General features: G+C 33.5%; 20 protein-coding genes. 12 read left to right on the top strand and 8 right to left on the bottom strand.

Features of this window, described 5'->3' with window-relative positions; translation table 11 throughout:
* Positions 1 to 129 precede the first annotated feature (129 nt).
* Both ACNO7W_RS05975 and obgE read left to right on the top strand, forming a co-directional pair.
* A complete protein-coding gene (locus ACNO7W_RS05975; protein WP_417937391.1) occupies positions 130 to 1,401 on the top strand; it encodes a hemolysin family protein in 1,272 nt (423 codons plus the stop codon).
* Between the two features lie 94 nt (positions 1,402 to 1,495).
* Entirely contained in the window at positions 1,496 to 2,497 is a 1,002-nt protein-coding gene (obgE, locus tag ACNO7W_RS05970) for a GTPase ObgE (protein WP_143387653.1), read from the top strand.
* 71 nt (positions 2,498 to 2,568) lie between these two features.
* Here the strand turns inward: obgE and ACNO7W_RS05965 are convergent, their stop codons facing one another.
* Positions 2,569 to 3,561: a glycosyltransferase family protein gene (locus ACNO7W_RS05965; RefSeq protein WP_143387651.1), complete on the bottom strand. Its 993-nt coding sequence runs from the start codon at positions 3,559 to 3,561 to the stop codon at positions 2,569 to 2,571.
* Between the two features lie 100 nt (positions 3,562 to 3,661).
* Positions 3,662 to 4,477 (bottom strand): UDP-2,3-diacylglucosamine diphosphatase, encoded by an 816-nt coding sequence (locus tag ACNO7W_RS05960; protein ID WP_417937390.1) that lies wholly within the window; start codon positions 4,475 to 4,477, stop codon positions 3,662 to 3,664.
* Between the two features lie 144 nt (positions 4,478 to 4,621).
* On the opposite strand from ACNO7W_RS05960, the gene ACNO7W_RS05955 reads away from it, so the two are divergent.
* From ACNO7W_RS05955 to ACNO7W_RS05915, 9 genes are all read left to right on the top strand, one after another.
* Complete coding sequence (locus tag ACNO7W_RS05955) at positions 4,622 to 5,317, top strand: tetratricopeptide repeat protein (RefSeq protein ID WP_417937389.1); 696 nt, start codon at positions 4,622 to 4,624, stop codon at positions 5,315 to 5,317.
* A 64-nt stretch (positions 5,318 to 5,381) separates the two neighbouring features.
* Positions 5,382 to 6,737: a UDP-N-acetylmuramate--L-alanine ligase gene (locus ACNO7W_RS05950; RefSeq protein ID WP_144064336.1), complete on the top strand. Its 1,356-nt coding sequence runs from the start codon at positions 5,382 to 5,384 to the stop codon at positions 6,735 to 6,737.
* Positions 6,738 to 6,746: 9 nt separating this feature from the next.
* On the top strand, positions 6,747 to 8,372 hold the full coding sequence (locus tag ACNO7W_RS05945) for a hypothetical protein (RefSeq protein ID WP_417937388.1): 1,626 nt from the start codon (positions 6,747 to 6,749) through the stop codon (positions 8,370 to 8,372).
* Positions 8,373 to 8,566: 194 nt separating this feature from the next.
* On the top strand, positions 8,567 to 9,025 hold the full coding sequence (locus ACNO7W_RS05940; RefSeq protein ID WP_417937387.1) for a GNAT family N-acetyltransferase: 459 nt from the start codon (positions 8,567 to 8,569) through the stop codon (positions 9,023 to 9,025).
* An 11-nt stretch (positions 9,026 to 9,036) separates the two neighbouring features.
* A complete protein-coding gene (gene radC, locus ACNO7W_RS05935) occupies positions 9,037 to 9,732 on the top strand; it encodes a RadC family protein (RefSeq protein WP_417937386.1) in 696 nt (231 codons plus the stop codon).
* 53 nt (positions 9,733 to 9,785) lie between these two features.
* Positions 9,786 to 10,289, top strand: coding sequence for an antitoxin Xre/MbcA/ParS toxin-binding domain-containing protein (locus ACNO7W_RS05930; protein WP_417937385.1), 504 nt, complete (start codon positions 9,786 to 9,788; stop codon positions 10,287 to 10,289).
* Complete coding sequence (locus tag ACNO7W_RS05925; RefSeq protein ID WP_417937384.1) at positions 10,289 to 10,747, top strand: RES family NAD+ phosphorylase; 459 nt, start codon at positions 10,289 to 10,291, stop codon at positions 10,745 to 10,747. The genes ACNO7W_RS05930 and ACNO7W_RS05925 overlap by 1 nt, the downstream gene beginning before the upstream one ends.
* Before the next feature lie 8 nt (positions 10,748 to 10,755).
* Positions 10,756 to 11,445, top strand: coding sequence for a YjjG family noncanonical pyrimidine nucleotidase (locus ACNO7W_RS05920; protein WP_417937383.1), 690 nt, complete (start codon positions 10,756 to 10,758; stop codon positions 11,443 to 11,445).
* Positions 11,446 to 11,532: 87 nt separating this feature from the next.
* A complete protein-coding gene (locus ACNO7W_RS05915; RefSeq protein ID WP_417937382.1) occupies positions 11,533 to 12,294 on the top strand; it encodes a hypothetical protein in 762 nt (253 codons plus the stop codon).
* Positions 12,295 to 12,559: 265 nt separating this feature from the next.
* On the opposite strand, the gene ACNO7W_RS05910 is transcribed toward ACNO7W_RS05915, so the two are convergent.
* The gene (locus tag ACNO7W_RS05910) at positions 12,560 to 13,837 is read right to left on the bottom strand and encodes a replication-associated recombination protein A (RefSeq protein ID WP_417937381.1); all 1,278 of its coding nucleotides are present in this window, start codon (positions 13,835 to 13,837) and stop codon (positions 12,560 to 12,562) included.
* A gap of 245 nt (positions 13,838 to 14,082) precedes the next feature.
* On the opposite strand from ACNO7W_RS05910, the gene ACNO7W_RS05905 reads away from it, so the two are divergent.
* Positions 14,083 to 14,862 carry a rhomboid family intramembrane serine protease gene (locus ACNO7W_RS05905; protein ID WP_417937380.1) on the top strand — a complete coding sequence of 260 codons (780 nt, stop codon included), beginning with the start codon at positions 14,083 to 14,085 and terminating at the stop codon, positions 14,860 to 14,862.
* A gap of 33 nt (positions 14,863 to 14,895) precedes the next feature.
* On the opposite strand, the gene rlmB is transcribed toward ACNO7W_RS05905, so the two are convergent.
* The 5 genes from rlmB to ACNO7W_RS05880 all read right to left on the bottom strand — a co-directional run bounded on the left by rlmB (position 14,896) and on the right by ACNO7W_RS05880 (position 22,267).
* On the bottom strand, positions 14,896 to 15,648 hold the full coding sequence (gene rlmB / locus ACNO7W_RS05900) for a 23S rRNA (guanosine(2251)-2'-O)-methyltransferase RlmB (RefSeq protein WP_417937379.1): 753 nt from the start codon (positions 15,646 to 15,648) through the stop codon (positions 14,896 to 14,898).
* A 100-nt stretch (positions 15,649 to 15,748) separates the two neighbouring features.
* Positions 15,749 to 16,732 (bottom strand): hypothetical protein, encoded by a 984-nt coding sequence (locus ACNO7W_RS05895; RefSeq protein ID WP_417937378.1) that lies wholly within the window; start codon positions 16,730 to 16,732, stop codon positions 15,749 to 15,751.
* 12 nt (positions 16,733 to 16,744) lie between these two features.
* A complete protein-coding gene (locus ACNO7W_RS05890; RefSeq protein ID WP_417937377.1) occupies positions 16,745 to 17,668 on the bottom strand; it encodes a hypothetical protein in 924 nt (307 codons plus the stop codon).
* Positions 17,669 to 17,688: 20 nt separating this feature from the next.
* Complete coding sequence (locus ACNO7W_RS05885) at positions 17,689 to 19,110, bottom strand: SusD/RagB family nutrient-binding outer membrane lipoprotein (protein WP_417937376.1); 1,422 nt, start codon at positions 19,108 to 19,110, stop codon at positions 17,689 to 17,691.
* A 19-nt stretch (positions 19,111 to 19,129) separates the two neighbouring features.
* A complete protein-coding gene (locus ACNO7W_RS05880) occupies positions 19,130 to 22,267 on the bottom strand; it encodes a SusC/RagA family TonB-linked outer membrane protein (protein WP_417937375.1) in 3,138 nt (1,045 codons plus the stop codon).
* Positions 22,268 to 22,336: the final 69 nt, after the last annotated feature.

The raw sequence follows: 22,336 nt of genomic DNA, 5'->3' as shown, positions 1-22,336 counted from the left end.
AAAATTAGCCTTTTTAACTCCGGGCTTTTCACTGCCATCTGGGCTAAAAATCCAGATTGTAGACAATAGATTTCAGAAAGTAAAAATCCAGAAATCAGATTTTAATAAAAAAACGAATCAACTAAAAAATTGGAAATACTAATAATATTTTTCCTAATACTATTAAATGGGGTTTTCTCTATGTCAGAAATCGCATTGATTTCAGCACGAAAGAATAGATTAGAGACTGCGGCAAAAAAAGGAAATAAAAGCGCTAAAATCGCATTGGATTTAGCGAATTCACCAAATAAATTTTTGTCAACAGTACAAATAGGAATCACCCTGATAGGAATTCTTACCGGTATTTACAGTGGTGATAAAATAACCAAAGATGTAGAAGCATTTATAATAGGACTCGAAATGATAAAACCTTATGCACATTCTGTTGCCGTAGGTTTAGTTGTTGTGGTTTTGACTTTTTTCTCTTTGGTTTTAGGAGAGTTGTTACCTAAAAGAATAGGCTTGAATCATCCGGAATCCATCGCCAAAGCCGTGGCATTACCCATGAAAATTGTTTCGATTGTTACAGCGCCATTTATTTGGTTGTTGACTCATTCAACTGATTTTTTATTGGATGTTTTGCAAATAAAACCCACCGCTGACGGTAAAGTAACCGAAGAAGAAATAAAAGCAATTATCAAAGAAGGAACTGAAGGAGGAGAAGTACAGGAAATAGAGCAAAACATTGTGGAGCGCGTTTTTCATATTGGAGACCGAAAAATAAACTCATTGATGACGCACAGAAAGTCGGTGGTTTTTTTACCTTTGCATTCTGATAAAGAACAGGTTAAGGAGTTTATGCTTAAGGAATTACATTCTATTTATCCTGTTTTTGATAAAAATTATGATGATATTGTAGGTGTCGTTAACCTAAAAAATATTTTTGCTCATTTTGAAAATGAAAATTTCAATTTAGCGGATATAATGACAGAAGCTCCTTTTATGATGGAGCAAACTACGGCATATATAGCTTTGGAAAACTTCAAAAAAACAGGCATTCATTATGCATTTGTCTCTGATGAATATGGTGTTTTTCAAGGTGTAATTACTTTGAATGATATTTTGGAAGCCTTAGTTGGTGATGCATCTGACTTTTATAAAGATGATTTTCAATTGATTGAAAGAGAAGACGGATCTTGGTTGGTTGACGGACATTATTCGTTGCATGATTTCTTAACTTACTTTGAATTAGATGAATTAATCAATGATTACGAAGTGACCACGGTGAGTGGATTAATAATGACGGAACTCTCTCATATTCCAAAACAAGGAGAGAAATTAATATGGCAAAAATTTGAGTTAGAAGTCATCGATATGGATGGCGTGAAGATTGATAAAGTGATGGTGAAAGCACTTAAATAACAATAAAAATTTTTAGTCCCAGTCTCGGTTTTCAGTATTGTTATACTGAACACTACAACTGAACACTGTGACTGAATACTGAATACTAAAAAATATGACTGAAGGGAATTTTGTAGATTACGTTAAAATATATGTTTCTTCCGGAAAAGGAGGAAAAGGATCTACGCATTTGCATAGAGAAAAATTTATTGAAAAAGGTGGTCCTGATGGTGGTGATGGTGGTCGTGGTGGTCATGTTTTTTTGGTTGGAAACAAAGGTCTTTGGACATTGTTTCACCTTAAATTTGCACGACACATCAAAGCAGGTAATGGTGGAGATGGTAGTGGAGACAGAAGTACGGGTGCTGATGGAGATGATAAATACATCGAGGTTCCACTAGGAACTGTCGTAAAAGATAAAGAAACCGGAGAAATATTATTTGAAATTACCGAAGATGGTGAAAAACAAATACTTTCTCGTGGCGGAAAAGGGGGATTAGGGAACTGGCACTTTAGAAGTTCAACCAATCAAACACCTAGATACTCACAACCGGGATTACCCGGAGCAGAGATGGACGTTATTCTAGAATTGAAAGTTCTTGCAGACGTTGGTTTGGTAGGTTTTCCTAATGCAGGAAAATCAACATTGTTGTCAGTATTGACTTCAGCTAAACCAAAAATTGCCGATTATCCTTTTACAACTTTAAAACCAAATCTTGGAATTGTAGCGTACAGAGATTTTCAATCTTTTGTAATTGCTGATATTCCCGGAATTATTGAAGGTGCTGCGGAAGGGAAAGGGTTAGGACATTATTTTTTACGTCATATTGAACGTAATTCGACTTTGTTATTTTTGGTTCCTGTGGATACGCCAGATATTAAAGCCGAATATGATATTTTGGTAAACGAATTGACGAAATATAATCCGGAAATGCTTGATAAAGAGCGTTTATTGGTGATTTCAAAATGCGATATGCTTGATGATGAGCTAAAAGCGGAACTCAAAACAGAATTAGACGTTGCTTTCAAAGATATTCCTTATATGTTTATTTCTTCTGTGGCTCAACAAGGATTGACAGAGTTAAAAGACAAGTTGTGGAAAATGTTGAATGATTAACGACAAATGTTTTATACAAAAGAGGTGCTCTGGAAACAGAGCGCCTTTTTTGTTATTTGTAATTTATTTGATTAGTTACTGTTATAGGTGTCAAATAAGAATTGCAAGGTTTCGGGGATATTATTGGCTTGTATCTTCGGGTATTTTATAGAGGAATCAAGCCAGTTTTCTATTACTAAATAAAAATCATCACCAACATCATAAAGGACAGGAACCCCCAATTTTTTGAGAGCAGCCGCATTGCATTCTTGTTCATAATGCTTCCGAATAGGAATAGAGAGTATTTTTTTTCCTAGATATAAAGCTTCAGCAGGAGTTTCAAATCCTCCACCAGTGATAACTCCTTCACACTTTATTAGACTTTTATTGAAGTATTCTTGATTAACGGGATAATAGGTGACGTTTTTTATAGTGTGTTTGGTTTGTACATCATTCAAAAACCAGTGAAAAGATAAATTAGGTAGTTTGTTGAATGCCTTCTCTAAGCAATCCTGTTGAAAAGAAGGTAAATAAACAGTAATATGGCCCTTGTTTTTGGGTTCGGCATTTACGATTTCATCTTTGATAATTGGAGGAAATATAAAAGAGTCGTATTTGTCAAAATGCAATCCAATATATTGTGGAGAAGGGGCATAATGTTTCAGAATCATTTCTCCCATAATACTTTTCTTTTCCGGTCTTGGAGTCGATTCTGAAATAAAACTGGCTTGGTGTCCAAATTGTACCGAATGTACTTTTTGTAATTTACAGGCAAGCGAAGTAATGGAATCAAAATCATTAATCACAACATCATAATTTTTTAAAGGCAGTGACTTTGCATCGTTGAACATCTGTAGCGGTTTGATGTTTTTTGCAATATCCCAGTAATTCAAACCGCCACATTTACTGTAATGCAGGCTGCAGCCGTCGCTTTTGTACTTAACGGGTAAATCAATATCCAGACTGGCATTATTTCCACTCATAAAAAAATCCACGGTGCCAAACTTTTGTAAATAAGGGTATAATTGAATCGCTCTGCTGATATGTCCATTGCCAGTCGCTTGAATAGCATAAAATATTTTCATGTGCTTTATTTAGATTGTATTGAATACAAATTTCTATTTCAAAAATGTATCGTTAGAATAAGAAAACTTAATGGTTTGATAAGTAAGGTGCCTGAAATAGCTAGGATAAAATTTTGCTGATGATGTCATTGACAATTTTCTCTTCTTTGTTCTCATGGTGTAAATAGTCGGTTTTTTTGTATTGATAAATACTCCACTTCTCTTTTTTGTACTCCAATGCCGTTAGGTTTTCAACCCAATCGCCGCTGTTTAAATACATAACTTTCCCATGTTCGTTTTCGACTTCCTTCATTTGAGGTTTGTGTATGTGTCCACAAACTACATAACTGTATTTTTTTTGGATGGCAATTTCTGCTGCGGTAGTTTCAAAATTGGACACAAATGAAACCGCTTTCTTGACACTGTCTTTAATCATTTTAGAATAGCTTCTTTTCTCTTTTCCCAAAAGCACTAAAACCCAATTGATAAAGCTATTGATCAAAATCAATAAATCATATCCTTTTCCGCCAAGTTTGGCCAATATTTTTGCATACCCTTTTGTAGAGGAATCGAAGACATCTCCGTGAAAAATCCAAGTTTTTTTTCCGTCTAATTCCAGAATTAATTTATCTGCCAATTCAAAATTTCCTAAAATAAAATCGGAATATTTTCTCAAAGCTTCATCATGATTTCCGGTAATATAAATAACACGGGTTCCTTGATTTGACATTTTTATGATTTGTCTCAATACATTCATGTGTGAGGCAGGGAAATAGCTTTTGCTAAAATTCCACATATCAATGATATCCCCATTTAAAACCAACATTTTTGGTTGAATTGATTTTAAATATTGGAGTAATTCTTTGGCTTGACAGCCATATGTTCCTAAGTGCACATCGCTTAATACAACTAAAGGAATTTTTCTCTTTCTTTTCATAATTTGTTTTGACGAAATTAATTACTCTATGTTATGGCAATGTTTCTTATGTATTATTATTTCTCTCAAGATGATTTGGTTTGTTAACTTTTTTAAGATTAAAAAAAGCTGTTTAATACTTTAAAATTTCCTTATTTTTGAAAGATGAAAAAAATGGCATACTTCTTTTTATTACTTCCTTTGATGATTTGGTCTCAATCCAATTTTGATAAAGCAGAGAAATTTTTCAAAGAAGAAAAATTTGATCAGGCACAGTCAATTTTTGAATCAATTTTAAAGACTAACCCTTCTGATTTGAAAACCATTGAATATCTGGGAGACATAGCCGGACGAAATAAATCTTGGGATAAAGCGATTGGTTATTATAAAAAGCTAAAACAATCGAAACCTTCGGAAGCCAATTATTATTATAAATATGGAGGGGCTCTTGGGATGAAAGCTACTCAGGTCAATAAATTCAAAGCACTTGGCATGATTGACGAAGTTAAGGGGTCTTTTGAAAAAGCAATAGCTTTCAATCCTAAGCATATTGAAGCACGCTGGGCATTAATAGAATTGTATATTCAGTTGCCCAGGATAGTTGGGGGCAGTGAGTCTAAAGCTATAAAATATTCAAATGAATTATTGCGATTATCACCCGTTGATGGTTATTTGTCAAGAGGGCATATTGACGAATATTTTAAAAGATATAAAGTTGCAGAACATCAGTATAAAAGGGCAATAACTGTAGGCGGATCAAAAGCAAGTTATCTAAAGTTAGCTAATTTGTACAAAAATAAAATGAACGAACCAGAAAAAGCCAAATCTGTTTTAGCAGAATATAAAAATAAAAAAGGATAAATGAGTTAATAAATAATTGATTTTGACTTATTTCGAATACAACAACTATAAACCATAAACTAAAATGCGTACACATTTTATAGCTATCGGTGGCAGTGCCATGCACAATCTCGCTTTAGCATTACACAACAAAGGATATCAAGTTACAGGAAGTGACGATGCTATTTTTGAACCATCAAAATCAAGATTAGATAAAAAAGGAATTTTGCCTCCGGAATTGGGTTGGTTTCCTGAAAAAATAACTAAGGATATTGAAGCAGTAATTCTGGGAATGCATGCCAAAGCGGATAACCCAGAATTGTTGAAAGCACAGGAATTAGGTTTGAAAATATATTCTTATCCCGAATTCCTTTACGAACAATCCAAAAATAAAACACGTGTAGTAATTGGTGGTTCTCACGGGAAAACGACCATTACTTCAATGATTCTTCATGTGATGCATTACCATGATATAGCGGTAGACTATATGGTTGGCGCACAACTGGAAGGATTTGATACGATGGTGCATCTTACTGAAGGAAATGATTTTATCGTATTAGAAGGGGATGAATATTTGTCTTCACCAATAGACAGAAGACCAAAGTTTCATTTGTATCAGCCTAATATCGCTTTGATTAGTGGTATAGCTTGGGATCATATTAATGTTTTTCCAACGTATGAGAATTATGTGGAACAGTTTGAAATTTTTATTGGTAAAATTACCAATGGTGGAATTTTAGTTTACAATGAAGAGGATCCTGAAGTGAAACGTGTCGCCGAAGCCGCTACGAACCCAATCCGAAAATTAGCGTATCATACACCAAAATACACAGTAAGCGATGGAGTGACGCTTCTTGAAACTCCTGAAGGCGACATGCCAATTGAAGTTTTTGGAGCGCATAATCTTAATAATTTGGCTGGAGCCAAATGGATTTGCCAAAATATGGGTGTCGATGAGGCTGATTTTTATGAAGCTATTGCCAGTTTCAAAGGCGCTTCAAAACGTTTGGAGAAAATTGCCGAAAGCAAAACTAAAGTTGCCTATAAAGATTTTGCCCATTCTCCAAGTAAAGTGGCTGCAACTACAAAAGCCGTAAAAGAACAATATCCAAACCGAACTTTGGTCGCTTGTTTAGAATTGCATACGTACAGTAGCCTGAATGCTGAATTTTTAAAAGAATACGAAGGCGCATTAGAATATGCGGATAAAGCCGTTGTTTTTTATTCACCAGATGCTGTCAAAATTAAGCAACTCGAAGAAGTGACTTACGAACAAATTGCTCAGGCTTTCAATAGAGAAGATTTAATCATTTATACGAATCCAAAAGATTTTAAAGAGTATCTGTTTAATTTAGATCTTGATAATTCTGCTTTGTTGCTGATGAGTTCTGGTAATTACGGTGGTTTGAATTTTGATGAAGTGAAGGATTTGATAGAGTAAATTTTTGTTATGGAAGAAAGATTAACATTTCTAAATTTTTCAAAAAAAATTAGTTCTGCTTTATTAAAAAAAAGCGAAAAACTTATAGTTAGGGATATAGATGAAGAAAAACCAAATTCATTTGTTGCCTATGTCGATCAAGATAAGGATAGTTATGATGTTGCAATTGAAGTTTCTGATAAAAATGAAATAATAAATTCAAGTTGTGAATGTAATAGTAAAGGTTTTTGCATTCATAAAATCGCATTTTTAAATTATTTATCCAAAAAAAATGCAAAAAAAGTCAAATCTCCCAGAAAGAAGAAACGTACTCAATCAGAAGAACTTATCGAAGAGTTAGACCAAAATGCTTTGAGAAATTGGGTAATTCAATTATTAAAAAAGAATAAAGATTTAGAGTTGCTTTTTGTCAATGAATTTTCAATTTCAAAAGTAGAATATAGCAAATCTGATGTTAAATTATTGATTGAAAATTCTATAAAATCTGTTATAAAGAACAAGAAAAATGTTGAAATTAATGAACTAAAAAAAATAATTGAATTATTAGAGATCACTTTAAAACCTGTAATAGAATATTGCAAAGCAGATCTTTCTAATAAAGAAAGATTAGAGATGATACTGTTTGTTATTGAGGGGCTTATAGATTTTAATAATCGAATTTTTACTACTAGTGTGCGATTGATTCGCTATATAGAGAAAATTCCTAATGAAATAATTGCTGAAATCACCTCGATTACTGATGAAAATAAATGGGAAGATGTTGTTGATTTGAATTTTAAAATTATTTTTTATGATTCTAAACAATCTATAAGTAATATGATTTTTGATTATATGGTTTCACTTTATAGAAAAGAAGAATCTAATATAGAACGGAAAAAATATTATGCTAAAAAACTAAAGGAATTTTTCTTGTACGTAAATAAAAATGAAATAAGATTAGGTATTGCTATTTCTAATTTCGTAATAGAGGTTATTACAGAAAATAATCTTTTCGAAGAATTATTCCAGTATTTTAAGCCTGTTAGATATGAAAATGATTTTAATCTAACTTTAATAGACAGTTTGATTGCAATAAATCAAATTTCCTTAGCTGAAAATTATGCCACTCAGCAAGTAGCTAATAATTATTATGTAGAATTTAATTTTGAATACTGGAAACGTTTAAAAACTATTTATACTCTACAAGAGAATGAAAAAAAGCTAGTAGCTATATTAATGAATACAGTAAATATCGATTTTAATTTTGATGATTATCTGATGATAAAAGAGACGATTCCAGCGTTGGAATTTAAAAAATTTAGGTCGAATTTATTGGGTAAAGCTAAAAGGAGTTTTGACAAAAATAAACAAGCGGTTGTGTTTTATTTTAAAGTTTTATTTTCTGAAAAAAGTTTTAATAAAATGATTGAAAATATTTGTTGCTATACAGATTATGAGTTGGTCTATCTATATAAAGAAGAATTATATTTGACTGATAAATTGGGTTTCTTGGACAAATTAACCACTATTGAAAGTAAATGGTTTTCTCAAAAAGGAATCAATATAAATTTTGAATATAGAGAAAAACTTATGGATTGGGTTTTAACTAAATACGATGAAATAATTCTCACAGCATTTTTAAAAAATAAGTTATAATTATGGTAATACTGTTTTCTATGAAGAAATGGTTAAAAAAATAAATTATTGATTTTAGTAAATTGCTAATAAAAGTCGCTGCAAAATATCTTTTTCATGTCTTATAGGCAAATGGTTAAAGACCAAGAAGGTTTGAGGTTATTTATTAAAATTGAATTGTAATGATGTAAAAGGAGTTTTAGCTTAATAAAGATATGAATAACAAAATTGAAATTGCTAAAACTACGAGTGAGAATCCAGATTTTATTGATCTCATTGCGGCATTAGATGCCAGTTTGTGGGAGTGTTATCCAGAATTAAAAACAAATTATTGGGGAAATAATATCATTGAGTTTAATCCTAATGTTGTTATTGTTTATCTTGATAATAAAGCTGTTGCCTGCGGTTGTTTCAAGAAGTATGATAAAAATACAATTGAATTAAAGCGTATGTTTGTTTCTCCCGAAGCAAGAGGAATGGGCTTTGCCCAAAAAATATTACAAGAACTGGAAGTTTGGGCACATGAGTTAAGGTTTTCTTTTTCTGTACTGGAAACGTTGTATAAACAAAAAGAAGCTATCGGTTTGTATCAAAAAGTAGGATATACTATTGTTGATAACTATGAACCTTACGTGGGTTTAGAAAATAGTATTTGCATGAAAAAACAAATTTAAGAAATAAGCCTATGCCTGAAAATTCTTTTTTTCCAATAACCAATTGGTCCGAAGACGACAAACCACGAGAAAAATTGATGCTAAAAGGCAAAAGTGTTTTGAGTGATGCGGAACTGATTGCGATTTTGATCGGATCAGGAAGCCGAAATGAATCAGCCGTTGATTTGAGTAAAAGGATTTTAGCGAGTGTCAATAATAATTTGAATGCGTTAGGAAAATTATCCATAACACAGTTAATGAACTTTAAAGGAATAGGGGAGGCCAAAGCCATTTCAATAATCGCAGCAATGGAATTGGGAAGACGAAGAAGGGCAGAGGATGCAGTAGAATTAACAAAAATTACTTCCAGCAAAACAATTTTCGAAATCATGCAACCTATTATTGGTGAATTGCCACATGAGGAGTTTTGGATCGTATATTTGAATAATTCAAATAAAGTCATTTCAAAGTCACAATTGAGTAAAGGCGGAATAACAGGAACTTTGGTCGATGTGAGATTGGTTTTCAAAACTGCACTTGAAATGGGTGCTACGGGATTAATCTTGTGTCACAATCATCCTTCGGGAACATTGATACCTAGTGATGCTGACAAACAAATTACACGGAAGCTAAAATTAGCAGGAGAGAGTTTAGAAATAAAAGTTTTAGATCATCTTATCGTGACTGAAACTAATTATTTTAGCTTTGTTGATGAAGGAATATTTTAGAAAATTTGTTTATTCAAGACATTTGTCTTATATTTGAGGTCAAATGTCTTTTTATGGGAGCTGTGAAAATTAAATCAGGAATAGCAATTGATAAAGCAGTTAGAGTTTTTGTCAATAAAGTAGAGCGTGATAGAGGGTATACGCTCATCAATAAAAATATAACCTATGATGAATTTCTAAAAAATAGAATGTTAATTATTCATTCTATTCGTGAGGGAATTCCTTATGAATTTTTTAATCTAATAAAAGAAAGAACTCCTTTTAATGAAGAGGATTGGGCGTCTTTTTTAGGGATTTCTACAAAATCACTTCAAAGAAATAAAGTCAAAGTAAATTTTGTATTCAAATCATTACAATCCGAAAAGATTTTAGAATTAGCGGAAGTTACTTCGCTAGGAAAGGACGTTTTTGATACAGAAGAGCAATTTTATTTGTGGCTAAACATACCTTCTTTTGCTCTTGGGAATTTGAAACCCATAGAATTACTTAGAGATTCTTATGGAAAAGAAATGGTGATTAATGAGTTAAGTAAAATAGATCAAGGGGTTTTTGTATAATGGAAGTTTTTCGACTAGCTCGCAAAAAATATCCTATTGAATTGTCAGGAAAAGGAGCTTCAATAATAGGTGCTCGTTGGAATTCAAAAGGGACAGAAATAATTTATTGTGCACAAAGTAGAGCCTTGGCAATGGCGGAGGTAGTTGTTCATCTTTCATTAGCTATATTGCCAAATGATTTTGTAATGTTAACTATTCATATTCCAGATGCTGTTTCTATTGAAATTTTAAATCCGACAGTTTTAAAAGAGGATTGGAATGTTTTTCCTTGTACATTTGAAACACCGTTACTAGGGGATGATTTTGTAAAAAAAAATGAGGCTTGCGTAATGAAAGTGCCATCAGCAGTTGTGAAAGGAGATTTTAATTTTTTAATAAATCCGAATCATAAAGATTTTAATAAAATTAAAATTATAGGGCAAAATGACTTTCCTTTCGATAAAAGAATTTTTAAATAATCGTATTCATGTTTCAAAATAAAATTACTGATATATTCTTTGATTTAGATCATACGCTTTGGGATTTTGATAAAAATTCGGAGTTGACATTTGAGACTATTTTTAATAGAAAGCATCCCGCAATTGAAACCAAAGAATTCATTGAAAAATATGTTCCCATAAATCAAGTGTGTTGGAAATTATATCAATACGATAAAATTTCCCATGATGAATTGCGTTACAATAGATTGAAACATTCTTTCGATGCATTGAACTACGCTATTTCCGATGAAGAGATAGAAAGTATTGCTCAAGAATACATTCAGTTATTGCCTGAAAGCAACCATCTTTTTGACGGGACTTTTGAGGTTTTGGATTATTTAAATCAAAAATATAAACTTCATATCATTACTAATGGTTTTGCTGAAGTGCAATTTAAAAAATTAAATAATTCAAATATTGGGAGTTACTTTCAAACGATTACCAATTCGGAAATGGCAGGAGTGAAAAAACCAAATCCTATTATTTTTGAATATGCTCTTGATTTGGCCAAAGCCAAAAAAGAAAACAGTATTATGGTTGGGGATTGTATTGAAGCGGATGTTCAAGGAGCTCTTGATGCAGGATTAGATGCGATTTTTTTTAACGAAAGTAACGTTCCTGTAGAACAGAATATTAAACAAGTCAATCATTTGTTAGAATTAAAAAAATATTTATAAATTATGAAATCGCCATGATTCAAAAAACACAATCATAAATGAAGAATGGCGATACCATATTCCATTAAAAACAAATATTATCTACGTATGAAAACACGATTCCTGTTTCTGGCAGTATTAATTTCGAGTTACTGTTTCTCGCAATCCGTAAATGATTATAAAGCGGTACTTGTTCCTTTAAAATTTGATTTTGTAAAAAGTGATAATCAATATCGACTCGCCACTTTGTCTAAGTTTAATTTAAGCAAAGCTGGTTTTCAAGGGTTTTATGATAATGAGCCATTGCCAAAAGAAAATAATGATAGGTGTAGTTTGTTGTATTTTGATGTTGTGAAAGAAAAATCATTTTTAACAACGAAACTGTATATCACTTTCAAGGATTGTAATGGGAAAATCATTTTCAAATCTGATATTGGTATAAGCAAAGAAAAAGACTTTCAATTGGCTTATACCGAAGCATTAAACAAGGCTTTTATATCTGTTTATGCTTTACAATATAAATATAATGACGCTGGGAATAGTAATCCAATTGCAGTTTCTAAACCAAGTCCGTCACCAGTTTCCCAAGTGGCGCCAGTGGCTTTACCTATAGACGAAGCTGATAATTCACAGAATGTAATTGTTGATAATTCGAAAATGCTATACGCACAGCCTACAGCTACTGGTTTTCAACTAATCGATAGTGTACCAAAAGTTATTATGAAAGTATTTAATACTTCTGGAAAAGATTGTTTCATTGCAGCAAAGGGAAATATCCAAGGTGTTTTAATTGCAAAAGACAATCAGTGGTTTTTTGAATATTATCTTAATGACAAATTAATTTCAGAAAAAATAGAAGTTAAATTTTAGATTTTTAAAGATATAATTTTGTAAAGCGATGCACTGCATCGCTTTTAATTTTTTCGACTTATTTACATAAAAAACAACTAAAGGTTTAATGTTAGCAAGGTCGAATTCCCCTCTTGAGAGGGGTTAGGGGTGTGTTTTTTGTTTTTAAAGAAAAATATCCATTTGATGATATTAGTGTAAAGTTATCACAGCTGTTAAAAAAAAATAGACCAAGTACGAGTTCATTAGATTTAGCATTGGTATTTATGTAAGTAACTCGATAATTTTAATACCCATATTTGTTTTTCCAACGATTTTTCAAGAATTCCCTAATGGTATTTTCTCGGGAGTTATTTCCCGGATTATAAATGGGCTTGTTGCTGATCTCATTAGGTAGAAATTCCTGTTCAGTAAAATTATTGGCAAAATCGTGCGAATATTTGTACTCGTCACCATAACCCAATTCTTTCATTAATTTGGTAGGAGCATTGCGCAAATGAATCGGAACTGGCAAATCGCCTGTTTGTTTCACCAGTTGTTGTGCCGTTCCTATCGCAAGATAAGAAGCATTACTTTTTGGGGATGTTGCTAAGTAAATGGCACATTGGCTTAATATAATCCTGCTTTCAGGATAACCAATAGTTGAAACTGCCTGAAATGCATTATTGGCCATAATAAAAGCGGTAGGATTGGCATTTCCTATGTCTTCGCTCGATAGAATAAGCATGCGTCGGGCTATAAATTTTACATCCTCCCCGCCTTCAATCATTCGAGCTAGCCAATATACAGCTCCGTTTGGATCACTTCCGCGAATTGATTTTATAAAAGCCGAAACAATATCATAATGCTGTTCACCACTTTTGTCATATAAAACGGTATTTTGTTGCACTAATTCAAAAACCCGATCGTTGGTGATTATAATCTCAGCTTCATTCGAAGCGTTTACGACCAGTTCAAAAATATTTAATAGCTTGCGTCCATCACCTCCAGAAAGTCGCAAAAGTGCCTCTGTTTCTTTCAAAACAATGTTTTTCGTTGCTAGAAATTCATCCGTTTTCATGGCGCGTTCCAATAAGGTTTCCAAATCAGCTTTAGTAAAAGCATTCAAAACATAAACTTGGCAACGCGAAAGCAATGCGGGAATAACCTCAAAACTCGGATTTTCAGTAGTGGCGCCTATTAATGTAATCCAGCCTTTTTCTACGGCAGCTAATAATGAATCTTGTTGGGATTTACTAAAACGATGAATCTCGTCTATAAAAAGAATAGGGTTTTTTGCAGTAAATAATCCACCGCTTTGTTTTGCTTTTTCAATAACATCACGAATATCCTTCACGCCTGAATTGATAGCACTTAAAATATAAAACGGTCGCTTAGATTCTTGCGCAATAATTTGTGCCAAAGTCGTTTTTCCCGTTCCTGGCGGTCCCCAAAAAATCAGAGAAGGAATTATTCCTTTTGTAATTTGTTGTGTCAATGATCCGCTTGATCCTACCAAATGGGACTGACTGATATAGTCTTCTAATTTTTGTGGTCGAATGCGTTCTGCAAGTGGTGCTTCCATTTTGTAAAATTACTATTTTTCAAACTGAACTTGTTTTAGTTTCTAATTTTTTTTAGGAGCTATTTCCAGCTGTCCACTATATCTTTTTATCTCGTTAAAAAACGACATAAAAAGGATGCCGTTTCCATCTGGGCTAGGCATCACAATTTAAAATGTCTTTTTAGTTTTAGTATGACAAAATAGCATTAAATTGCTTTTGGATAAATTTTTGATTTTAATTTAAAAAGAACACGAAACTAAAACTAATGGATAATCATTTCAAATTTACTAATTCGGTTGTTGGACTTCCACTTTTTTTTGTGGTATTCCTGTGGTTTGTTTTTTGGCTTGAAATCCGATTTGATTTTGATTTTGTTGAAAATGGTATTTATCCAAGAGAACTTTCCGGCTTACAAGGGGTCTTATTCAGCCCTTTCATTCATGGTGATATTGAGCATTTGTATAATAATTCAATTCCATTATTAATCTTATTGGCAGCTTTGCAATTTTTTTATGCGAATCAGTCTATAAGAGTCATTGGATTTGGAATTTTACTTTCGGGAATTATTACTTGGGTTATTGGAAGGGATAATTACCATATTGGAGCTAGCGGATTGGTTTATGTCTTGGTGAGCTTTATTTTTTTCAAAGGAATACAAACAAAATATTATCGCTTGGTCGCTTTGTCGCTTGCTGTTATTGTTATTTATGGTGGTTTAGTTTGGTATGCTTTTCCTAGTCCCGAGACCTCGGGAGACAAAAAAATTTCTTGGGAAGGTCACTTGGCTGGATTGATAACGGGTTTTGCTCTTTCTTTGATTTATAAAACACCAGAGTATAAAAAGTTAATTAAATACGATTGGGAAAAACCAGATTATAATCCTGAGGAAGATCCATTCATGCAACGTTTTGATGCCAATGGAAACTTTATGAATCTTCCAAAAGAAGAAACAATTGAGGAATTAGTTTCTTATTATTCCTCAAGTTTCCCTGTTAGTTATACTATTGTAGAAGATAAAAAAAACGAATCAAAACCGCAGTCTTGATTCGTTTTATTTGTTTATCTAGGCTCCCTTCCCTTAGGGAAGGGTTGGGGATGGGATTCTTTGTCTTACCGCTTCGTATAAAAAAGCACCGCAAGCCACCGATACATTTAAAGAACCAATAGTTCCAAACATAGGTAGTTTTGCCTTTTCATCAACAATTTTTAAAACCGAAGGGTTTACCCCGCGATCTTCTGATCCCATAATAATGGCGACAGGTTCATTTAGCGAAATGTCATAAATATTTTGATCTGTTTTTTCAGTTGCAGCAACAGTTTTAATACCACTGGCCTGTAAAAGAAAAATAGCATCTTTGATGTGTTCTACTTTGCAGATAGGAATGTTAAAAACAGCTCCAGCCGATGTTTTTACGGTGTCACCGTTGACAGGAGCAGAACCTGCTTTTTGGACAATAATTCCATTTACTCCGGTACATTCAGCAGTTCTGATTATTGCACCAAAATTACGTGCATCCGATATTTGGTCCAAAATTAAAAACAACGGTTTTTTTCCATTCTCAAGTACTGATTCTATAAGAGATTCCAAATCAAAAAAGGAGATGGGAGAGATGGTCGCCACTGCACCTTGATGGTTATTAGGCGTAAGTCTGTTTAGTTTTTCAACAGGAACATAAGAAAAGTTAATATTACCACGCTTCATCACTTTCATCAAGTCTTTCATCAGTTCGCTGCTGGCTTCCTTTTGAATATAGACTTTGTCTACAGTTGCGCCCGCTTGTATGGCTTCAATTATTGCTCTAATCCCGAATATTTGGTGTTCTTTTTCCATGGTGCAAAGATATAAAAAAAAACCACCCCGAATAGTGGGATGGTTTTTCAAATTTAATTAAAAATACAGTTTACTTAAACGGAGTATTATTAACTAGTTATTATTTTTTATTATTCATTCTGGCTTGCTTCATGACCTCGAGTGTATTGTTTACTTTTCTAAGAGTAGCTATGTCTATAGGAACACTATTTTTCAAAGTGTAAACCCCGTTATTAACTACAATAGTAACAACAAATTCAAACCTGCTTCCTTGAACGGTTTTTGAAGTAGGGGCAAATTGTGCTTCTTGATTAAATGTTCCGGAAACATTACTACCTTCTCTAGAGTAATCTACAGTAATTGGAATTACAAACTCAGGAGTATTCATCGTATTAAGACCTTTAGTTCGATAAATGTCATAATAGATATCGTAAGATCCATTAGGGAAATTAGCAGGAGAAACTGTTAAATGTTCAGGACATCCACTTGCTGCTGCATCGTAAATTCCAGTATCATCACCATTTGAATCTAATACATAAAAATCCATATCATATCCGATACCACATAAAGTTTTGGCTACTCCACCGTCTGAAAAAGCTTTATTAAAATTGAAGGCTAATTCTAAATCATCTGATAAACCATTAAGAATACTAAATGATATAGTGCTTGCAGGAATTGAAGCATTAGATATATTTACATCACCGCCAATTTCTAAAACGAAATTTTTAGTTGGTTCAAAAACGGCATCATTTAGTATACTTATATTTCCCGTTACAGAAGTAGCATATGCTTTAATTACAAGTTGGTCATCAAAGTCATAATCCGTTCCTCTAGTGGCTGTTCCGGATTTTATCTTCACTTTTACAAAGATGTCGACTGGTTGGGCATTAGAAATGTTAAGTTTATACTGATATTTTCCTTCATTTTTTTCATTCACTGTTTGTGTTGCTGCCAATGGTGCAACAAAAGCAACAGTACCTGTAACATTTTGAGCAACCTCAATAGTGCTTTGTCCAGTAAGTTCAGGTTCATCCTGACATCCTACAAAAAGTAGTGCAGTCATTGAAAGTGCTGAAAATATAAATTGTTTGGTTATTTTTTTCATTATCTTTTTTTATTAGTTGACTACTCTTTCTAAAGCTTCATAAAATTCACGTGGTCCCTTGGCACCAGCACCAGTATAATAACCATAGGTCCTGTAGATTCTGTCTTTATTATTAACATCATCTTTAGTTACCGTGTTTTGAGGTCCCGCATATCCACATGAAAGTTTCATGTCTATAGGGTTAGATGTGCAGTTAATTATTGGCCATCCATTCAACAACTGTACTGCTCCTTTATAGGTTTGTGGTGTGTTAACTACACTTGCGGCATCAATTGTAAAATAGTGTGTATTTGTAGCCGCTTGAAAAGGACCAGCATAATCAACAAATCTGTAAGTTGTTGCATCAACTGATTCTACTATACGAATATCTCCATTCCATCCACCATTGCTAACACCAAGTCTCCAGTAATTACTATCAATAACTCTATATGTTCCTGCAAAACGAGTTCCTACAGCAACTTTAGTGCTTTTGGAATTATTATGTACAGTTCCCTCAGAGGTTGTAGTTACATATCTCAAAGTCCATGCATCTCCTATTTTTAATAAACTATCATCTGTTGGAAGTGGTTGACCACCTACAGTCAGACCGGCTTTTAACTCATTGTATGTCACTGTAAAATCAATAGTTTGATTTTTGGGTGTAGCTGGAATATCAATTGTTTTGAATAATACCTCATTGCTTTTTACTCCAGCCACGTTTGTGAATGATTTGTAAATTTCAATTTTAGAAGTTAAAACATCACCTTGAAAAACCGTAACTTTTGCTGGATATTTGAAATCATTACCGTTTCCAACCACATAGCCTATTAATCCTGAATTTACAGTTAATAAACCACCTGTTTTTGCTCCACCCGTTAGCATATCGCTATCTTTCTCACATGAAAGAAGACCGGTTAAGACTAAAAGAGCTAAAGAATATAATTTAAATTTTTTCATTTTTTTCTTTTTAAATATTATTATTTCATCCACCAAAGACGAGATGTTAATTTATCTCCACCCGTTAATGTTGCGGTTGCAGCATCATAATTTACTCTGTTAAGTGAAATTTCCTGTGAATTATAATATAATCTTGAAGGAATACTAGCCTCAGCTGCTTGAACAACTGGAGATAAAGCCGGATAACCTGTTCTTCTCCATTCTGTCCATGCTTCAAAACCCTGACCAAAAAGAGCAAACCATACTTGTTCGCCAATTTTAACTCTTGCATCAGCCTGATTTGTAAATTCAATGTTAGGCAGCGCTACATAAGCAGCGGCACTTCCTTCAATTCCGTTGAATTTAAAGTTAGCAGTAATCCCGTTCTTGTAATGTAGTAATGCGGCTGCATTACCTCCGGATACATATCCTTCATTGATCGCTTCAGCCAATAAAAATTCTGACTGTGCATACGATAAGATTACACCCGGTAATGTAGGATTTAAATAAAAGGTTCCTAAAGATGAAAATCCATTATAATTTCCAGAATTTTCCTGACCGGGTATATTTCCAACATAAAGACCTGCGTTATTTTTTTGTGCAAAAACAGGTAATCTAGGGTCTGCCAGAGCTTGTAATTTTTTAACTAAAACAGAACTCACTTTATATTCAGACCGTGTACCAAAAATGACAGTTTCATAAATAGGATTTGCATCCGGTTGTGCTGCTAAATAGAGTATTTGTGCACTATCATCGGTAGAAGACATTAATTGTCCCGCACTTACTAATGCTTGAAGTTGGGTACTGACATTTTTTGCTTTTGAAATTCTCATTAAGACTTTTAATTTTAATGAATTAGCAAATTTTCTCCATTTTGAAGCGTTTCCGGCATACACTAAATCAGAAGTGGCAGGAACATCACCTGTGCCATTTGCCAAAAGCGCATCTGCACGAGTTAACATATCGATTATACCATCGTAAACAACTTCCTGACTATCATAAACCGGTTTTAAATTACCAATCTGATTAAATTCCGTAAACGGAATTGGACCATAGAGATCAGTCAAAATTTGAAATCCATTGGCCTGAAGCACTAATGAAATTCCTTTAAGATTGCTGTTTCCTTCTTTATCGGCCAAAGTGTACATGGATTGTGCATCGGCAATTACAGAGGCATACAAGTTATTCCATACGCCGTCTATAGCTCCTCTTCTGGGAATATATCTTTCCTCGTCATTGTATTGTACCTTAGACAAATGTTGAGCCCAAACCATTCCCATATCTCCACCTTGTTGCATACCATAAATAGTATTTTGGTTGATACGAACAATATTTCCCAATAATAAATGAGCAGGAACTGAAACTGAATTATTTGGATCTGTATTTACTGCTTCGAAGTCTTTATCACAACTTGTACCCGAAAGCGCAATCAATGCAATAAATAAAATTGATATTTTTTTCATGATTTTCTAATTATTAGATTTAAAATTTAACTGATATGTTAAACCCATAAGACCTTGCTGAAGGAATTTGACCAAATTCCATACCTTGAACGCCATTACCACTACCAAACCCAGTTTCCGGATCAATATGTGGGGCCTCTTTGTATAAAATCGCTAAATTTCTAGCAACTAATGAAAACTTGAAGTCCGTAATTGCTGTGCCATTTAACCACTGTTTTGGGAATGAATACCCTAAAGACATTTGTCTTAATTTAACATAAGTTGCATCAAAAATAGCACTTTCTTCAATAGTATTACCATATGCTGCTTGATTAAATGATTTTGCACTTACAACAACATTATTAGGAATATAGCCACCTGCACCATCAGACATAACTCCGTTACCTACAAGACCAGTTTCACGTCCAATTAAAGATTCTTCTAATGTACCAGCATATCTACCCCATGCATACGTCATGGAATGAACATCTCCACCAACTTTAGCATCAATTAATGTGCTAAAATCGAAACCTTTATACTTTACTGTGAAGTTTGCTCCTCCTGTCCAGTCAGGAGTGATATTACCTAATATTTTTTTGTCAGTTTCGATAACAGGCAATCCATTTTCGTAAATTACATTACCATCAGTATCTTTTGAGAACCCTCTACCAACAAGAGAACCATAGGATTCACCTGTTCTGGCCTCTAAAGTAATACCCCATTGTTGCCCTAGAATATAAGTATCTAATCCACCAAGTGAAGTAACAGTATTATCATTCTTGGCAAAGTTTAAATCGATATCAAAACTAAAATCTTTAGTTTTCAAAGCAGTAACTCCTAATTGCAATTCAATCCCTTTATTTTCCATGGAGGCAATGTTATCCCAAACACTTGTAAATCCTGTTGCAGCTGAAACTTGAATCGGCACTAGCAGATCAGAACTGACTTTAGTGTAATAAGTACCCGCAAAACGCAATCTGTTTTGGAAAGCATTTATATCAATACCCACCTCTGTTCCAACAACGGTTTCAGGTTTTAAATTTGGATTAAATTGAGTATTCGGCGTTGAAGCTTGATTTCCCCATCCACTATTTGCCAGGGCATAAGTAGAGTTTATATTATAAGCACTTAAAGCACCCGTTCCTCCTACTTTTGACCATCCTCCTCTTAATTTAATGTAATTAACAGCAGAGCCAGTTGTATTAAAAATCTCAGATAGTATTAAAGACCCTGATACTGCAGGATAGAAAAATGAATTATTATGTGCTGGCAGTACACTTGCCCAGTCATTTCTTCCTGAAAAATCAACGTAGAAATAATTTTTATAAGAAACTTGTCCAAAACCATATAAAGATCCAATTCTAACTTCATTATAATTATTTCCAAATTGAGGAGTGGTTCCTGATTTTATATTGGATAAATTATAAAAATTGGGTAATTCCAAAGCTGTAATGGCTCCAAATGTTTGAGTTGTTTTTCTTCTCATTTGGTTGGCACCAAAATTTATGTTAAAGGCAATGTCTTCTGTAATATTATTTTTGTACCCTAAAAGCATTTCTGAATTTATTTCAGAATATCTTAAAGTGTTTTCACTAAAAGTTCCATCAGGGGCTGAATTTGAACCCCATGCTTGTCTTTTAGTAATTACTTGAGAGTAATGATCTAAGGACATTTTGCCGGTTGCTGTAAAATCTTTTGCAAGTTCATAGGTCATAAATGCTGAACCGGTAAGCCTGTCTTTGTCAAATGTATTTCTATTAGTGGCTAAAACCCAATACGGATTGTTTTGGAAGTTATTGTTCCAGTTGAGTGGAGTTCCGGCAGCAGGAGTGTTTTCGGGAGATAGAGGCAAATTATTAAAATCTCTTAAATCAGTGAAATTTACATTTCTTGCAGACCAGATAAACTGTTGAGCCACATTTTCATTATCATATCCACCAGTTGGTAAATTATTACTTTTATCATTAAAATACATTAATGATACACCGGAAGAAAGTCTTTCGTTTAATTTGATATTTCCATTTAAACTAACACTTAATTTTTTAAAGTCAGTTGAAGGCAACATTCCTTTCTCATTAGTATTACCAACGGACATTCTAAAGTTAGCGTCTTCATTACCTGAAGATAAAGACAGGTTATTAGATGTTGATACAGCTGTCTCGTAGAAATTTCTTACGTTATTAGGATGAGAAACCCATGGCAACGGAGCGCCACCTACTTTATATGAATCCCATTGAACAAAAGACAATCCTTTGTCCAAGGCAGGGCCCCAGCTTTCATCTACACCGTCATTATAACCTCCACCAGCACCGTCAACATATTCAAAATAATCTGAAGTTGCACCTTGGCCAAATGAATTTTGGTAATTTGGAACTACCAAAGGATTTGAGAATGTAGTGTTTGTGTTAAATGAAACTACACTTTTTCCTTTTCCGGATTTACCAGATTTTGTTGTAATAATAATTACCCCATTACTTGCTCTAAGACCATATAATGCAGCGGCATTTGGTCCTTTTAGTACGGTCATGCTCTCTATGTCATCAGGACTGATACTGGCTACACCATTTGGTAAATCATTTCCTCCATTTGCATTTGATTTACTGTAGGATGAATTATCAAAAGGAACACCATCAACAACAAATAAAGCTTCGTTATTTCCGGTAATTGAAGAGTTACCACGTAATACTACTCTTGAAGATGCCCCAACTGCTCCTGAACTATTCGTTACTTGAACTCCGGCAATTTTACCACTCAAGGCATTTACTAAGTTGCTTTCTCTTGCTTCAGTCAGTGCTTCACCTTTTACACTTTGGGCAGCATAGCCTATTGCTTTTTCTGATCTTTTGATCCCTAAAGCGGTTACAATAACACCTTCAAGTTCTAATGCATCACCTGTTAATTTTACATTTACAGTTGATGAACTAGCCATTACTTCTTGGGTTTTCATCCCAATGTAGCTAAAAATCAAGACTTGGCTTGATGTTGCTTTGATAGAATATTTTCCGTCAAAATCAGTTTGTGTTCCGGATTTAGTTCCTTTCACTAATACACTCACGCCTGGTAAAGGCAATCCTGCATTGTCGGAAACAGTTCCTGAAACAGCTCTTTCTTGCGCAAAAGTTAGTTGCGCCACAAGTACTACTAATAGCACTAAGAATCCATTGAACTTTAGTTTCATTTTTAAATATTTTGAATTAGTGGGACAAAAATCTTAATAATTTGTTAACTTTCCTAACATTTGAAATGA

It is taken from the genome of Flavobacterium sp. ZB4R12 (assembly GCF_048276375.1).
GTDB classification, from domain to species: domain Bacteria; phylum Bacteroidota; class Bacteroidia; order Flavobacteriales; family Flavobacteriaceae; genus Flavobacterium; species Flavobacterium gawalongense.
The sequence above is the reverse complement of the archived record's forward strand: the minus strand, read 5'-3'. Positions and strand labels throughout refer to the sequence as shown.

Bases quoted from the DNA above. Each gene is read 5' to 3' on its own strand.
- obgE (WP_143387653.1), top strand. From the start codon at position 1,496: ATGACTGAAGGGAATTTTGTAGATTACGTTAAAATATATGTTTCTTCC.
- ACNO7W_RS05965 (WP_143387651.1), bottom strand. From the start codon at position 3,561: ATGAAAATATTTTATGCTATTCAAGCGACTGGCAATGGACATATCAGC.
- ACNO7W_RS05960 (WP_417937390.1), bottom strand. From the start codon at position 4,477: ATGAAAAGAAAGAGAAAAATTCCTTTAGTTGTATTAAGCGATGTGCAC.
- ACNO7W_RS05955 (WP_417937389.1), top strand. From the start codon at position 4,622: ATGAAAAAAATGGCATACTTCTTTTTATTACTTCCTTTGATGATTTGG.
- ACNO7W_RS05950 (WP_144064336.1), top strand. From the start codon at position 5,382: ATGCGTACACATTTTATAGCTATCGGTGGCAGTGCCATGCACAATCTC.
- ACNO7W_RS05945 (WP_417937388.1), top strand. From the start codon at position 6,747: ATGGAAGAAAGATTAACATTTCTAAATTTTTCAAAAAAAATTAGTTCT.
- ACNO7W_RS05940 (WP_417937387.1), top strand. From the start codon at position 8,567: ATGAATAACAAAATTGAAATTGCTAAAACTACGAGTGAGAATCCAGAT.
- radC (WP_417937386.1), top strand. From the start codon at position 9,037: ATGCCTGAAAATTCTTTTTTTCCAATAACCAATTGGTCCGAAGACGAC.
- ACNO7W_RS05930 (WP_417937385.1), top strand. From the start codon at position 9,786: ATGGGAGCTGTGAAAATTAAATCAGGAATAGCAATTGATAAAGCAGTT.
- ACNO7W_RS05925 (WP_417937384.1), top strand. From the start codon at position 10,289: ATGGAAGTTTTTCGACTAGCTCGCAAAAAATATCCTATTGAATTGTCA.
- ACNO7W_RS05920 (WP_417937383.1), top strand. From the start codon at position 10,756: ATGTTTCAAAATAAAATTACTGATATATTCTTTGATTTAGATCATACG.
- ACNO7W_RS05915 (WP_417937382.1), top strand. From the start codon at position 11,533: ATGAAAACACGATTCCTGTTTCTGGCAGTATTAATTTCGAGTTACTGT.
- ACNO7W_RS05910 (WP_417937381.1), bottom strand. From the start codon at position 13,837: ATGGAAGCACCACTTGCAGAACGCATTCGACCACAAAAATTAGAAGAC.
- ACNO7W_RS05905 (WP_417937380.1), top strand. From the start codon at position 14,083: ATGGATAATCATTTCAAATTTACTAATTCGGTTGTTGGACTTCCACTT.
- rlmB (WP_417937379.1), bottom strand. From the start codon at position 15,648: ATGGAAAAAGAACACCAAATATTCGGGATTAGAGCAATAATTGAAGCC.
- ACNO7W_RS05895 (WP_417937378.1), bottom strand. From the start codon at position 16,732: ATGAAAAAAATAACCAAACAATTTATATTTTCAGCACTTTCAATGACT.
- ACNO7W_RS05890 (WP_417937377.1), bottom strand. From the start codon at position 17,668: ATGAAAAAATTTAAATTATATTCTTTAGCTCTTTTAGTCTTAACCGGT.
- ACNO7W_RS05885 (WP_417937376.1), bottom strand. From the start codon at position 19,110: ATGAAAAAAATATCAATTTTATTTATTGCATTGATTGCGCTTTCGGGT.
- ACNO7W_RS05880 (WP_417937375.1), bottom strand. From the start codon at position 22,267: ATGAAACTAAAGTTCAATGGATTCTTAGTGCTATTAGTAGTACTTGTG.